This is a genomic window from Halostella litorea (assembly GCF_004785955.1).
GTDB lineage: Archaea > Halobacteriota > Halobacteria > Halobacteriales > Natronoarchaeaceae > Halostella > Halostella litorea.
Window position 1 is genome coordinate 265,668 of sequence record NZ_ML214300.1, and the last position, 13,501, is coordinate 279,168.

The 13,501-nt window shown below is 74.6% G+C and carries 11 protein-coding genes; 2 read left to right on the plus strand and 9 right to left on the minus strand.

The window, feature by feature from the left end; translation table 11 throughout:
- Window positions 1–6 precede the first annotated feature (6 nt).
- The 8 genes from EYW40_RS01340 to EYW40_RS01375 are packed head-to-tail and all read right to left on the minus strand — an operon-like array spanning window position 7 to window position 9,351.
- On the minus strand, window positions 7–3,066 hold the full coding sequence (locus EYW40_RS01340) for a DUF7286 family protein (RefSeq protein WP_135819827.1): 3,060 nt from the start codon (window positions 3,064–3,066) through the stop codon (window positions 7–9).
- Complete coding sequence (locus EYW40_RS01345) at window positions 3,063–3,905, minus strand: DUF7284 family protein (RefSeq protein ID WP_135819828.1); 843 nt, start codon at window positions 3,903–3,905, stop codon at window positions 3,063–3,065. The genes EYW40_RS01340 and EYW40_RS01345 overlap by 4 nt, the downstream gene beginning before the upstream one ends.
- Window positions 3,902–4,291, minus strand: a complete 390-nt coding sequence (locus tag EYW40_RS01350) for a DUF7285 family protein (protein ID WP_135819829.1) — start codon at window positions 4,289–4,291, stop codon at window positions 3,902–3,904. Before EYW40_RS01350 ends, EYW40_RS01345 begins: the two co-directional genes overlap by 4 nt.
- Window positions 4,269–4,739: a DUF7283 family protein gene (locus EYW40_RS01355; RefSeq protein ID WP_135819830.1), complete on the minus strand. Its 471-nt coding sequence runs from the start codon at window positions 4,737–4,739 to the stop codon at window positions 4,269–4,271. The genes EYW40_RS01350 and EYW40_RS01355 overlap by 23 nt, the downstream gene beginning before the upstream one ends.
- A 34-nt stretch (window positions 4,740–4,773) precedes the next feature.
- Window positions 4,774–6,471 carry a type II secretion system protein gene (locus tag EYW40_RS01360; protein WP_135819831.1) on the minus strand — a complete coding sequence of 566 codons (1,698 nt, stop codon included), beginning with the start codon at window positions 6,469–6,471 and terminating at the stop codon, window positions 4,774–4,776.
- Complete coding sequence (locus tag EYW40_RS01365; RefSeq protein ID WP_135819832.1) at window positions 6,465–8,354, minus strand: ATPase, T2SS/T4P/T4SS family; 1,890 nt, start codon at window positions 8,352–8,354, stop codon at window positions 6,465–6,467. The genes EYW40_RS01360 and EYW40_RS01365 overlap by 7 nt, the downstream gene beginning before the upstream one ends.
- Window positions 8,355–8,380: 26 nt before the next feature.
- Window positions 8,381–8,842 (minus strand): DUF7311 family protein, encoded by a 462-nt coding sequence (locus EYW40_RS01370; protein WP_135819833.1) that lies wholly within the window; start codon window positions 8,840–8,842, stop codon window positions 8,381–8,383.
- Entirely contained in the window at window positions 8,839–9,351 is a 513-nt protein-coding gene (locus tag EYW40_RS01375) for a DUF7310 family coiled-coil domain-containing protein (protein ID WP_135819834.1), read from the minus strand. The genes EYW40_RS01370 and EYW40_RS01375 overlap by 4 nt, the downstream gene beginning before the upstream one ends.
- Before the next feature lie 117 nt (window positions 9,352–9,468).
- On the opposite strand from EYW40_RS01375, the gene EYW40_RS01380 reads away from it, so the two are divergent.
- Window positions 9,469–10,545: a tubulin/FtsZ family protein gene (locus EYW40_RS01380; RefSeq protein WP_135819835.1), complete on the plus strand. Its 1,077-nt coding sequence runs from the start codon at window positions 9,469–9,471 to the stop codon at window positions 10,543–10,545.
- A gap of 98 nt (window positions 10,546–10,643) precedes the next feature.
- Window positions 10,644–12,047, plus strand: coding sequence for an HD domain-containing protein (locus EYW40_RS01385; RefSeq protein ID WP_135819836.1), 1,404 nt, complete (start codon window positions 10,644–10,646; stop codon window positions 12,045–12,047).
- Here the strand turns inward: EYW40_RS01385 and EYW40_RS01390 are convergent.
- Window positions 12,044–13,387, minus strand: coding sequence for an alkaline phosphatase family protein (locus tag EYW40_RS01390; protein WP_135819837.1), 1,344 nt, complete (start codon window positions 13,385–13,387; stop codon window positions 12,044–12,046). The two genes, EYW40_RS01385 and EYW40_RS01390, sit on opposite strands and share 4 nt — an antisense overlap.
- Window positions 13,388–13,501 lie beyond the last annotated feature (114 nt).

A 13,501-nucleotide genomic window follows, 5' to 3' on the forward strand; every position in this document is an offset into this window, starting at 1 on the left:
AGGGGATCACCCTACAAGTGGCTTCAGATCGGCGCGCCCGGCGTCGGGCCACCCGGGCGACTCCTCGGTCCGCTGGCCGTCGACGTCACCGACGCCGCTTTTCCCCGGCGGCACGACGACGAGCACCGTCGTCGACGCCTCGAACGAGACGCGGGTCGAGCGGCCGAGCCGTTCGCCCTCGCCGTCCCCGTCGACGTCCACCGACACCGGCGAGCCGTCCCGGGAGTATGCGACCGTCGCGCCGGGCGTCGCCGGCGAGTCGCGGCCGGCGCGGACGGTGAACCGCGCGTACCGTCCGCCGAGGTCGACCTGCCACGCGTTCGCCGTCGCGAACCAGTACCCGGGGATGGGCGTCACCGGCACGCCGGCCGGGACGGCGGTTCGCGCCCGGGCGAGTCGCTTCGTGGCGCGGTCGCCGGCACGACGCAGGCCGTCCTCGACCGCGCCTTCGAGCCGCGACCGCGCCGCCGCGCGGAGGCTGCTCGCGGCGTCCCGCACCGGCCCCTCGGGCGGGCGGACCGACCCGTCCTCCATCGCCTCGGACGTGGCGACCCGGAGCCGGGTCCGCACCCGGTCCCGCCACGCCGGCGCGGCGGGCGTCCCGCTCCGGGCGGCGGCCGCGTCGGCGATCGGCGCGGCCGCGGAGCCGTTTGCCAGCGCGATAGCGCGGGCGGCGGTCGAGTCCCACTCGGACAGCCCGTCCCTGACCGCGTCCCGGCTCTCGCGCCGGGACAGCGCGGTCGCGGCAGCCAGTTCGGCCGCCGTGGCGTCGGTCGCGTTCCGGAGCCCCTTCCGCACGGCCGACCAGAGGTTCCTCCGGCTGGCGACCACCCCCTCGTCGTCGACCGCGTCGAGCGCGCGGTTCGTCTCGCGGAGCGTCTTCGCCGCCGTCCGCAGGTCGACCCGGGTGGTGTCGTCGACGAACTCGCCGACGATCCCCTCCGCCGCGTCGCCGTACGGGACGGTGACGACGTTCTCGTTGCGCGCGACGAGCGGGTGATACGTCTCCCCGTCGGCGACCGCGGGAACCCTATCGTGGTCGACCGACGCCGTCGTCAGGTACGCCGGCGCGCCGTCGACGCGCAGGGTCGTCGGGCCGCCGTCCGTCGCGACGACGTGTCGCCCCGGCTGGTCGACCGCCCGGGCGGCGTCGATCAGGTCCTGCAGTCGGTCGCCGGTAACCGCACCGAGGTCGCCGAGCGCGTCGTCGAGTTCCGCCTGGGTCTCCGCGACGACCTCGGCCTGGCGCTCCAGCAGCCGGATCGTGCGGTCGACGTACGCCGCGCGGACGCCGACCCGGGCGCGGTCGGCCACGCCGTCGTACCGCCCCGGCGGGTCGACGAGCGCCGACCGGCGCGAGCGGAGCTTCGCCGCTAGCTCGGCAGGCGGGTTGGCACCGGTCGCGAGGCCGGCCCGTTCGACCGTGACCGACACGTTGCGGACGCGCTCGCGGAGGTCGGCCACGTCCCGGTAGGCCCAGCGTTCGACCCCGTCCGGCTGCCGGCCGCCGACGGTGACCGTCCCGTCGACGTCGTCGCCGTCGGCGACGGCTCGCGCCAGTTCGTTCGCCCCGCCCCGGTCGACGACGAGCCGTCTCGCGGCGCGTCGTTCGATCCCCGCGAGGTTGGGGCCGTCCAGCGCGCCGCCGGGGGCGTGGACGCCCCTGACCGGGCGGTTCGGCACACGCTCGCCGGCGGCGTGCGTGCCGACGAGCCGGATCCCAACGCGGTGCCGGGTCGTCCACCGGTCGGTCGTCCAGACCGTCTCGTTGCCCCGCGTCCACTCGCGGTGTGCGTCGGTGCGTTCGGCGACGACCCGCCGGTAGCTTCGCAGTTCGTGCCAGCCGGGGGGCACCGACGGGAGCGACGCCCGCCCGTCCGTGACCGTCACGTCCGTCTCGCGGCGGGTGTCGTTCAGCGTCCAGTTGCCGCCCGCCGGTTCCGTCCGCGGGCGGACGCTGGGCCGGACCGTCCTGGAGTTCGAGACCAGTCGCGCCTTCGTCCCGTACGCGTCGTCCACGACGGCGCTCAGGGACGGCCCCTCGGAGCCGGTCAGCAGGGCCGTCGCCGCCACGTCGGCCGTGTAGTTCACGCCGACCGTGGTGGTCCGGCCCGGCGAGACCGGTCCGGTCGCGTTCCCGACCCCGGGGAGCGTCCCGTTCGGCGGGTCGCCCTCGCCGAGGACGTAGTCGACCCACCCCTGGCCGCTGACGTTCGTCTCCGCGAGTGCGTCCGTGATGCCGACGCGGGCCGTTCCCTTGGCGAGACCGACCCGACCACCCGGGTCCGCGCGGCCGAACACCGACCGCTGCGTCTCCAGCGCCGCCCCGTTCGCGGCCAGTTCGACGTGGCGGTTGCCGACGACGTTGGCGACCGGCGCGCCGCCGTACTGGGCGTAGCCACGGGCCCAGGCCATCGCGTAGAGGCGTGCGGCGACGCGCCGGCCGAAGCCGGGACCGTCCAGCGCACCGCGGTTCAGCCGGTCCTTGTAGCGCTCGACGCGGTCGTGGAGCAAGAGGACGGGTGTCGGGACGGTCACGTCGACCGTCCGCCGCTCCCGGGCGACCGTCTGGCCGTCGTGCTCCGCGACGAACGAGACGTTCCGAACGGTGACCGCGACCCGGCCCTCGCCGGCGCGATCGACGGTTACGCGGCGCTTCGCGGCGCGGAGGTCCGACGCGTTCGTCACCGGCGGCAGCGACGCGGTCGCGCCGGCGCTCCGAACGCGCTTGTCGACGGCTCCGAGCCGGGACTGGACCGCGAGGTAGATCCGGATCCGCAGCGCGTCGCGGAACGGCGTCGAGTCGTTGATGACCCGGCCGTACCGGGTGTTCGCCGGCTCGACGACCGGAGCCGCCGCCGCCCGCCTGCTCGCGTCCGCGACCGCGTCCCGGACGACCGTCTGGACGGCCGCGTCGGCGCGGTCGACGGCGGCACCGGCGTCGACTTCTGGGGTCCGGTCGTGTTGGTCCAGCAGACTCGCGCCGAGTGTCGCGCTCCCGACGAGCAGGAGCACGCCGACCAGCGCGAACGGGACGCGCGCCCGGCGGTCGTCGGCCAGCCTCATCGCTCCCACACCCTGACGACGATCCGTACTTCGCCGACCGCGACCGCCGACGCGGCCGCGTGTGGCGACTCGAACCCCGCTTCGAAGTCCCGGGCGAACTGCTCGGTCAGGGCGTCGGCGAGGCGGCCGTTCGCCCGCGCCACGTCGCGCCGCGTGCCGGGGCCGGGGCCGACCGCGACCGTCCCCAGCGCCCCGTCGATCCTGTCGTACCGGGCCGCAGTCAGCGGCGCCGTCGCGGGGTCCGACAGCGACAGCGCGGTTGTCGCCGGCGGGAACAGGGTCGCAACGACGCCCGTCGCGGTCGCGCGGGCGACGCTCCGGTAGCCGTCGCCGGTCGGTTCGGCCGCCGCGCCCGGCGGGCCGCCGCTCGGTACCCTGAGTGTCGCGACGTGGACGTCCGCCCCCTGCGGCGGCGGGTCGCCGGCCGACACCGCGCCGCGGACCGGCGACCCGGGGTAGGGCTCCCACGTCGCACGCACCGCGACCGAGGCGTTCGGCCGTGCGACGGCGGCGGCGACGGCCGCGGTCGCGCGGTCGACGTACGCGGCGCTGGCGGGCGAGATCGGGCGTCCCCACGCCGTGGCGTTCGCGACGGCGGCGTCGGCGAGCAGTTCCGCGAGGGTCCCCTGTGCGGACCGCTCCAGTTCGCGGCCGTCGACCGTCAGCGTGTAGTTCACCCGCTCGGTGCTCGCCCCGAGCGCGTCGGCCGTCTCGTCGGCCGCGTTCGCCCGGGACGGCCCGGGGTCGGCCGGCAGATACGCGAGCGTCGCGACCGCGCCGGTGACGAGCAGCAGGCAGAGCGCGGCGTCGACGACCGCGCTGACCCCGCGGTCGGTCACGACCACACCTCCACGCGCAGGCGGCCGACGCGAACCGACCCCGGCCCGACCCGGACGCTCGCCGTTCGGACGGCGGACGCGGCGTCGGGCGGGGCGTCGGCGCCCGCGGTCCACGTCTCACCGCCGGCGGTCAGCGTGATCCGGACCTCGTGGCCGCCGGGCGCGGCGTGCAGCCCCGACGGGAGGTCCGCGGGCGCGACGACGCCCGTCTCCGCGACCGCGCGCCAGACGCGGCGGAGGGTCGGCGTCGCGTCACGCGCGCCGTCCCCCGGAAGCGTCGCGTCGACGGTCGCCGCGTACAGCGCGAGGCCGGCCCCGACCGCCAGCACCGCCGCCACGGCGGCGAGCGGTTCGGTCTGGCCCCTACGCGTCGACCAGCGTGACACGCTTCTCACCCCAGGAGACCGTTCTGACGACGATGCGGTCGTCGGCGTCCCGCCACGAGGGGTCGCGGTCGCGCGCGTCGGCGGCCGCCGCCGCGAACGCGGCCGGCGACTCGAAGACGTGCGCGGGGTCGGCACCCTGCGCGACCTCCCACAGCAGGGTCCCGTCGCCGACCGGCGTCACGGGGCCGTACGCGAACGTCGCCCGGGCGGTCCCGCCGCCGTCGCGGAGCGCGAGACGGTGCGGGCCGAGCCTGACCGCGTCGGCCGAGACCGGCTGTTCCGCGGTCGCCGGGTATTCGCTCGCGGCGACGGCGTCGACGGTATCGGCCGCCCCGGCCGCGTCGGGCGGTGCCTGCGACGGGAGGTCGGCGGCCACGCCGGCGAACGCGACGCCGGTCAGCGCGACGCCGACGGTGAGATACCACGTGTCGACTGGCGCGTCGAACATGGCCCGGGTTCGCCGCGCTCTCCGACATAAACCTTCAGACCAGCAGGCGGGCGAGCGCGAACGCGCCGAGGAACGTCGGCGTGGCGGCACAGAGCGCCCGTCCGACGCGGTAGCCGACCAGCGGCCGGTCGATGCCGGCTTCGAGCCCCGCGGCCAGCGCCGAGAGGACCGCGGCGAGCAGGAGCACGTACCCGCCGACCGCGAGGCCGAGCCCCGCCGGCGGCAGCGCCGGCTCGCCGAACTTCGTCCCGCCGATGCCGCCGGCGAGCGCCACTGTCACGCCCGCGACGAGCGGCCCGAACACGGCGGCCGTGTGGCCGAGCGTCCCCGTGACCCGCGAGAGTTCGTGGCGGGCCTCGCGCTCCACGGTCCGGAGCTCCTCGACGTGGTCCGCGGTGGCGACGACCGCGCCGCCGGCCGGGCGCCCCTCGCTCGCGGCCAGCGCGAGCAGCGCCGCGGTGCTCCGGACGCGCGGGCTCGGCACGTCAGCGAGCGCGCCGTGGTCGCCAAGGAACGACTCCCGGACGCCGACGCCGAGCTGGCGCTGTCGGCGGGCCGCGCCGGCGAGCACGTCGCCCATCCCGCCGTCGACCTCCTCGCTCGCCCGCGCGATAGCCGACTCGACGGCCGCGCCCTCGGCGACGCGCCGCCCGACGAGGTAGAGCGCGTCGACCAGGCCGCCCTCGACGGCCCGGACGCGCTCCCGAACCGCGACGACCGGGCGGTACCAGGCGACGAGCGTGACGCCAGCACCGAATCCGATTGCGGCGACGGGGGCGGTCCAGACGGGCAGGGCTACGAGGCCGACCCCCGCGCCGACACAGGCCGCGACGCCGCCGGCGGCGAGCGGCGGCCAGCGCCGGTCCGGGACGTCCGGGTGCGAGCGCGAGACGGCCGGCGGCGGGAACGCGACTGGCCGCCGGAGGAGCAGCCACACGCCGGCACCGACGAGGCCGAGCGGGAGGACGACGTCGTAGACGAACGCGAACAGCGGGAGGGTGACCGGAACGCCGGCAACGCTGGCGGCCGGCACCGCCGCGACCAGCGAGAGCGGGAGCAAGACGCCGAACGCGTACAGCGCGGTGGCCGGGGCGCGCACGTCGCTCGCGAACGCCGCCATCCGGTCGCGGGTCCCGTCGAGGACGGCCGTCAGCGCGCGGTCCAGCGTCCGCGACCGCTCGGCCGCCGGCGCGGCCGCGGCCGCCAGCAGCAGGTGCGCCGAGCGCGTCAGCGCCGGGAACCACTCGTCCCACTCGTCGGCGAAACTCGCGAGGCCCGTCCGCGGGGTCCCCTCCGCCGCCCGAACGCGCTCGCGGAGGCTCCGCGCCAGCGGCCCCCGGCCGGTTCGGGCGGCGAAGGCCGTCGCCGTCTCCGCGGCGGGCGTGATCCGCATCCGCAAGACGGCGCGGCCGACCAGCCCCGGCGCGTCGCCGAGCGCCGCGGTCCGCCGCGCGGCCGCGGCGACGACCGGGGCACGATGGACGCCGTGGGCCGCGGCCAAGGCGAGCGCGAGGCCGCCCACCGCACCCCCGGGACGCATCGCCGGCGGCACGACGGCCGTGACCGCGACGCCGAGCGCGGCGACGACGACCGCCGCGCCGTAGCCAGCGTCGACGACTGTCTCCGCGGTCGTGTCGGTGTCGAGAAAGCCAAGCGAGCGGCGCAGTTCCGCGCTCGGGGACGTCTCAACGGGCGACAGCCGGGCGAGCGCCCGGAGCAGCGCCGTCAGCATTTCCCCTCGGCGTAGGCCCGCGTCACGTCCTCGGGACGCGTCCGCTCGTCCGCGGCGAGCCCCGCGATCAGGTCCTCGCGTGCGGCGAGTCGGTCGCGCAGGTCGGCGTACGTCTCGCCGGCGTCGGCGAGCGTCGGGAGCAGGCGGCTCTCGCCGCGGTCGATCCGTCCGGTTGCGGCGAGGCCGTCGTCGGTCATCGCGTACAGCGGCTCGAACCCGACGCCGCCGTCGCGGTCGACCACCTCCTCGACGGCCCGCACGCGCCGCGCCCGCTCGCCGTCGTCCCGGTACGCTTCGAGCGTGACGACCAGATCGGTCGTCGCGAACGACGACTCCGGGACGCCCAAATCGGAGACGACGCGCTCGCGGACGCTCTCACCGCCGTCGCCGTGGATCGTGCCGAGCACGGCGCTGGCGTTCGCCCCCACCCGCATCGCCTCGTACAGCACCTGTGCCTCCTCGCCACGGACCTCGCCGAGGACGAGTCCGCCCTCGCCCAGCCGCAGCGCCGTCCGGAGCGCCTCCGTCGGCGCGATCCCCGGGCCGTCGTCGAGCGTCGTCCGGACCGGCTGGACGTCGCGTCCGGCGGCCTGGAGCGCGGCCACCGGGAGCTCCGGCGTGTCCTCGATGGCGACGACCCGCGTCTCGGCCGGGATCTCCCAGAGGAGCGACCCGAGCGTCGTCGTCTTCCCGGCCCCGCGCGCCCCGGCGACGAGCGCCGCCGCGCCGCGCTCGACCGCCACGGAGAGGAGCGCGGCCGCGTCGGCCGGGAGGGTCCCGTTCGCCACGAGCGCGGGGAGCGTGAACGCGTCCTCGCCGTGTGCGCGGAACGCGAAGGCGACGCCGTCGCTGACCGGGTCGGTCACGCCCGCGACGCGGATCCGGTCGCCGGCCGCCGTCTCCGCCGCGGCGTCGAGCGTCGGCGCGGCCCGGGAGAACCCACGGCCGCTCGCGCGGCGAAAGCGGGAGGCAAGCGCCGCCGCGCCGTCCTCGGTGAGGCGGACGTTCGTCCGCATCGTCTCGCCGTCGACCACCGCCCGGAGGGGGTTCTCCGTCACCGGCGCGGTCGCGTACACGTCGGAGACGCGCGGGTCCGCGAGGAGGTCCTCCAGCACCCCGAACCCGCGGGCATGCTTCCGGAGCACGTCCGCGAGCAGGCAGACCGGGTCGTCGCCGTCCGCGACGCGCCTGACCGCCCGCCCCGGCGCACGGTCGCCGCCCTCGACCGCGCCCGTCGCCAGCGCCTCGTGGGCGTCGACCAGCGTCGCCGTCGCGTCCGGCGGGAGGTCCTCCTCGACGGGCGCGAGGTGGTAGGTCCGCACGCCGTCGCCCTCCCGCGCGTAGACGCGGGCGGTCGACCCAGTGTCCAGGTCCCGGGCGTCGACCAGCCGTGCGTCGGCCGGCGGCCGGGAGCGGACGCGGGAGCCGGCGACCGCGACTCCGACCGACGGCCGGAGCGCGTCGGCGTACCCGTCGACGGCGGTCGCGAGTTCGAGCAGTCCCGTCTCGGCCGCGACGTCGCTCACCGGACTGGCCCGCGCGCCGGCGTCCCGGGCGGCCCGGAGCGGGTCGCGCCGCGCGGTCGCGGCAAGCGTCTCATCGCGGAAGGCGACGCGCTCCGCGAACCGGCCGGCGGCGACCAGCAGCGCCGCGGCGGCGTCCTCGTACGCCCGTTCGACGCCGCGGGACCGCGTCAGCACCGCCTCCGCGTCGCGGTCGGTCAGCGACGTCACAACGGTCTCGCGGCAGTCCGCCTCGTCGGCGAGTCTGCCGTCGCCCGAACAGTCGTCGGCGTCGACGACGAGGCGGTCGCCGTCGAACGAGGGGCGACAGCCGCAGGGCCGCTCGTCGCCCTCCCGGAACCGGTCGAAGATCCCTCGCATGCGCCGGGGTCGCCGCGGCCTCCTACCTAAACCCCCGGACGGTCGACGACGACGGTCTGTTCCCCGTCGACCCGCACGAGGCGGAGCCGGAGCTGGTAGTCGCCGCCCCCAGAGAGTTCGAGCGGGCCGGCGGCCGGGCGGACCGGGGCGTCCAGCGTCACGACGCGCCGGTCCCGCCCCGCGACGGCGTACGCGACCCTGGACCGCGAAGACCCCTCCGTCGGCTCCCGGATCGTCAGTTCGTCGACGCCGGCGCGGTGCCAGCTCCGCTCGGGCAGCGACACGGTGACGCTGCGGCGCGGCCCGTTCGACGCGCCGGGTACCGTCTCCTCCGTCGCGAGCAGCGACGCGGCGGTGCGCTCTATCCGGTCTATCTCCCCCCGCACCTGGCTGTCGGTCGCGCGCTCCCGGCCGTCGTCGACCGCCGGGAGCGACGCCGCGACCAGCGCCGTCGCGAGCAGGACCGCGAGGACGACCCGGACCGTCACAGCGCGTCGCGGAGGCGGGCGACGACGCCCGCGTCGTTCGCTCCGTCGTCCGCCGGGCCGTCCGCGTCGGCGGCCGCCGCGTCCGACCGTTCGGGTCCCGTCGATCGCCCGACCGCGGCCCCCGTTGCCGCCGCTGGGTCCGGTTGGTCGGCTCGCACCCCCGGGGCGGCTCCGTCTGGTCCGTCAGCCGGGGTCCTGGCAGCCGCCCGCCTCGCGTCGGCTTCGAGGTCGTCGACCCGGGCCTCCAGATCCTCGACCCCGGCGACGGCGGCGTTCGCGCGCGCCTCCACGTCCTCGTTGACCGAGCGGACGCTCCCGACGTAGCCCCGGACCGCCTGCAGGCCGGCGTCCAGTTCCGCGATCCGCTCGTCCATCTCCTCGACCCGGCGTTCGAGTTCCTCGACGCGGCCGGTCAGTTCGGCGTCGTCGGCGACCGAAGGCAGGTCGGCGTCCGCATCGGTCAGCGCGCGCTCGACGGCGGCGAGCCGCTCGGCGATGTCGTCGGCCATGGCACGGGGTGGCCGCGGCATCGTTCATAAACCCTCGTCGCGGGACGGACGGTCCGCATCCCCCCGGCGCGGACCGACGGCGGAACGTTCAACTGTGGACCCTCCGAAAGCGGTTGCATGAAAGTCGTCCTGATAGGTATCGGCCAGGCCGGCGGGAAGGTCACTCAGGCCCTGGTCGAGTTCGACGAACGAATGGACTTCGGTGCGGTCCGCGGCGCGGTCGCGGTCAACTCCGCGCAGACCGACTTGCAGTCGCTGGACCTCGACACGGTGCTGATCGGGCAGGACCGGGTGAAGGGACACGGCGTCGGCGGCGACAACGAACTCGGCGCGGAGGTGATGCAGGCGGACGCGCGGGAGGTGATGGACAGCATCGACGGCCGCATCACCGCCGAGGCCGACGCCATCTTCGTCGTCGCCGGCCTCGGCGGCGGCACCGGCAGCGGCGGCGCGCCGGTGCTGGCGAAGGAACTCGGCCGCGTGTACAGCGTCCCCGTCTACGCGCTCGGCGTCCTCCCCGGGCGCGGCGAGGGGGCGATGTACCAGGCCAACGCCGGCCGGTCGCTGAAGACGCTCGTCCGCGAGGCCGACGCCACTCTGCTGGTCGACAACGACGCCTGGCACGGCGCGGGCGAGAGCGTCGGGGAAGCGTACGACGCGATAAACGAGGCGATCGCACAGCGCGTCGGCCTCCTGCTTGCCTCCGGCGAGGCCGTCGACGGCGTCGCCGAGAGCGTCGTCGACTCCAGCGAGGTGATAAATACCCTCCGCGAGGGCGGCATCGCCGCGCTGGGCTACGCGAACGCGAAGGCCGACCCCGACAGCGCGGAGAACGTCAACACCGTCACCAGCGTCACGCGCAAGGCGCTTCTGACCGGGACGAGCCTGCCCGACGCCGTGACCGCCGAGTCCGCGCTGCTCGTGATCGCCGGCGACTCGGACCGCATCCCCCGCAAGGGCGTCGAGCGCGCCCGCGCCTGGGTCGAGGAGGAGACGGGGAGCATGCAGGTCCGGGGCGGCGACTTCCCGCTGGAGAGCGACCACCTCGCCGCACTCGTCCTACTGGGCGGCGTCGAGCGGGGCAAGCGCATCGAGGAGTTCATGGAGCGCGCCCGCGAGGCCCAGAAGCAACAGCCCGACGACGGCGACCCCGCCGAGCAGTTCAAAAACGAGGAGATAGACGACCTGTTCTGAGCGGAAGCTTCAAGCCCGCGGCCCCGCTGAGACACGGGAAATAGCGGTCGGTCGCGGAGCGTGTACGTTCTCACGCCGGGCGCGGCCGGAGGTCCCAGATGTCGAGCAAACAGTTCAAGGACCCGGTACACGGGTACGTCGAGGTCGCCGAACCGATAGTCGAGCGCATCGTCGATACGCCGTCGTTCCAGCGCCAGCGCCACGTCCGCCAGCTATCGGCGACGTACCTGGTGTACCCGGGCGCGAACCACTCCCGGTTCGAACACGCGCTGGGCGTGTTCGCGCTGGCAAAGCGGGTGTTCCGGAGCCTCCGCTCGCAGCGCCGCTTCGCCCGCGGCGCGTCCGAGGCGCATCTGGACACCGTCGAGGCCACGCTGAAGTGCGCGGCGCTGCTGCACGACGTCGGCCACCCGCCGCTCTCGCATCTGGGCGAGCACCACCTCGACGCCACGGCCCTCCGGGACCGGCTGGCCGACGCCGGCCTCGTCGGCGCGTTCGAGGACGCCGGGCTCGCCGTCGGGGTGCCCGGCGGGCCGTTCCGGCGCGCCAGCCCGCACGAACTGCTCGGCTGCGTCGTGATCCTGCGGAAGTACGCCGACGCCCTCCGGGACCTCGGCGTCGACCCCTACGAGGTGTGTGCGTACGTGCTCGGCTACAGCCTGACCTACGAGCGCGAGGGCGACCGCCACTTCGGGGTCGCCGCCGAGGTGCTCCACTCGCCCATCGACGTCGACAGGCTGGACTACATCATCCGCGACAGCCGGATGACGGGCGCGGAGGTGCTGAGCGTCGACACCGAGCGCATGATCGACGCGTACACCGCCGTGCCGGATGCCGGGCTGGCGCTGCGGGACAAGGCGCTGTCGACGATAGGCAACTACCTCGAAGGGCGGGTCGCGCTGTACATGTGGGTCACCCAGCACCACAAGTCGGTGTACGCGAACGTCCTCCTGCGGGAACTGCTCGACGAGTTCGTCGCGCTGGCCGACGAGCGGCCGATCACCGCCGACAAGGTGCTCGACGGGTACGTCGACGACTACTACGCGATGGAGCGGATCCGGGCGGCGGCCCGCGAACACCCGGACTCGACCCTCGCGGACCTGCACGACCGGTTCCGGTCGCGGCGGTTCCCGGAGTCGTGCTGGAAACACCGCGTCGGCTACGGCGAGTCGGTCGACGCGACCGACGACATGGCCGCGTTCTCTGCGTGGCTGCTCGACGACGCCGACGCGCTGGAGGCCGATCTGGCGGCGGCGCTGGACCTGCCGGTCCACGAGGTGTGGATCGAGCGGTCGTACGTGCCGGAGTACGAGCCCGGGGAACTGATGGACATCCCGATCGCCCACCGCGACTCGACGCGGTCGGTCGCCGAGACGGGGCTGTACGGGAGCCGGGCGTTCGAGGGGGCGATCCCGTTCGTGTTCGTCCCGGACGGGTACCGGTGGGCGGCGATCGACCACCTAAACGAGGCGTTCGCCTCGGCCGCCGGCGAGTCGGCTTAGACGATGCTCGCGCCGTCGAACTCGCCGCGGTCGTAGTCGACGTCCATCAGGTCGAGGATGGTCGGCGTGAGGTCGAACAGGTCGACCTCGCTGATGGTGGCGTCGGGGTCGTCGACGAACAGCGTCGCGTTGTCGAAGCTGTGCATCCCGTTGCGCGGGCCGGTGTCGAACACCGCGTCGTGGCCCTTGAAGCCGGCTTTCAGGTCGAAGCCGTAGTTGGGGATCACCGTCAAGTCCGGGGCGATGTCGTCGTGGTCGCCGCGGAACGCGGCCTCCTTCTCGACGACGCGGTCGGCGACGGGGTTGCCGTCGGGACCCTCGAGCGACTCCAGTTTCTCCTTTAGCTCATCCCGGACCGCCTCGTACTCGTCCTCGGGGACGCTGCCCCGCGGCTCGCGCCCTTCGAGGTTGATGTAGAAGCGGCCGGGGATCAGCGAGTACGCCTTCGTGTCGTCGGCGATGTCGCCGAGTTCCTCGTGGTCGTCGTCCGCGTACTCGAGCCAGCCCTCCTGTTCGAGCCACTCGTTGAAGTGGACCTCGTAGTCGAGGCTCGTGAAGCCGTGGTCGCTGGCGACCATCATCGTCACGTCGTCGGCGAGCATCCCGCGGAGCTGACCGAGGTAGTCGTCCAGCTTGCGGTAGAACTCGAGGAACTCCTGCTTGTACTCGCCGTCGCGCTCGTAGTGTTTGTACAGGAAGTGGTTCACCCGGTCGGTCGTCATGAAGACGCCGAAAAACAGGTCCCAGTCGTCCTGCTCGATGTAGTGTTTGAACGCCTCGAAGCGCGCGTCGAGGGTCTCGTGGGCGTTCTCGATGAACGCGGACTTGTCCTCGTCGTGGCCCAGTTTCGCGTTGGCGTCGATCTTGTAGTCGATCCCCTGGAGGTACTCCGCGAGGTCGTCCGGGTAGGCGGCCTTGTCGATTGCCGGCGAGAGGAAGCCCGAGACCATCCGCTGGACGTTGCGCTGGGGCGGGAACGTGACGGGGACGTTCATCACGGTGGCGTCCCGGCCGTCCGCCTGCACGCGGTCCCAGACGCGGTCTGCCTGCACGTCCCGGCCCATCGGGACGTACGTGTCGTAGGAGCCGACCTCGCGGTCCTGGAAGCCGTACACGCCGGTTTCGCCGGGGTTCTTCCCGGTCGTGAGGCTCGGCCAGCAGGCGCTCGATTCGGGCGGCACGATGCTGTCGATGGGGCCGGCGCTGCCCTCGTCGGCGAGCGCAGCGAGGTTCTCGAACTCGTCGAAGTGGTCCGAGAGCATGCTGTACGGCACGCCGTCGATGCCGAAGAAGGCGACGCGCGGGGCGTCGTCACCGCGTATCCTGTCGAAGAGGCCCATACCAGTTGTACCAATGCACGGGCATAAGAACCTTCTTTTCAGTGGCGAGTTCCGCCGGCTCCCGATAGCGACACGACTTGCCGGCTGGCGGGGAAACCGCCCGCAGTAGCCACT

What these genes read in the sequence shown, in the direction of transcription:
- EYW40_RS01380 (WP_135819835.1), top strand. Translation starts at nt 9,469, where the DNA reads ATGAAAGTCGTCCTGATAGGTATCGGCCAGGCCGGCGGGAAGGTCACT.
- EYW40_RS01340 (WP_135819827.1), bottom strand. Translation starts at nt 3,066, where the DNA reads ATGAGGCTGGCCGACGACCGCCGGGCGCGCGTCCCGTTCGCGCTGGTC.
- EYW40_RS01355 (WP_135819830.1), bottom strand. Translation starts at nt 4,739, where the DNA reads ATGTTCGACGCGCCAGTCGACACGTGGTATCTCACCGTCGGCGTCGCG.
- EYW40_RS01365 (WP_135819832.1), bottom strand. Translation starts at nt 8,354, where the DNA reads ATGCGAGGGATCTTCGACCGGTTCCGGGAGGGCGACGAGCGGCCCTGC.
- EYW40_RS01360 (WP_135819831.1), bottom strand. Translation starts at nt 6,471, where the DNA reads ATGCTGACGGCGCTGCTCCGGGCGCTCGCCCGGCTGTCGCCCGTTGAG.
- EYW40_RS01375 (WP_135819834.1), bottom strand. Translation starts at nt 9,351, where the DNA reads ATGGCCGACGACATCGCCGAGCGGCTCGCCGCCGTCGAGCGCGCGCTG.
- EYW40_RS01385 (WP_135819836.1), top strand. Translation starts at nt 10,644, where the DNA reads ATGTCGAGCAAACAGTTCAAGGACCCGGTACACGGGTACGTCGAGGTC.
- EYW40_RS01390 (WP_135819837.1), bottom strand. Translation starts at nt 13,387, where the DNA reads ATGGGCCTCTTCGACAGGATACGCGGTGACGACGCCCCGCGCGTCGCC.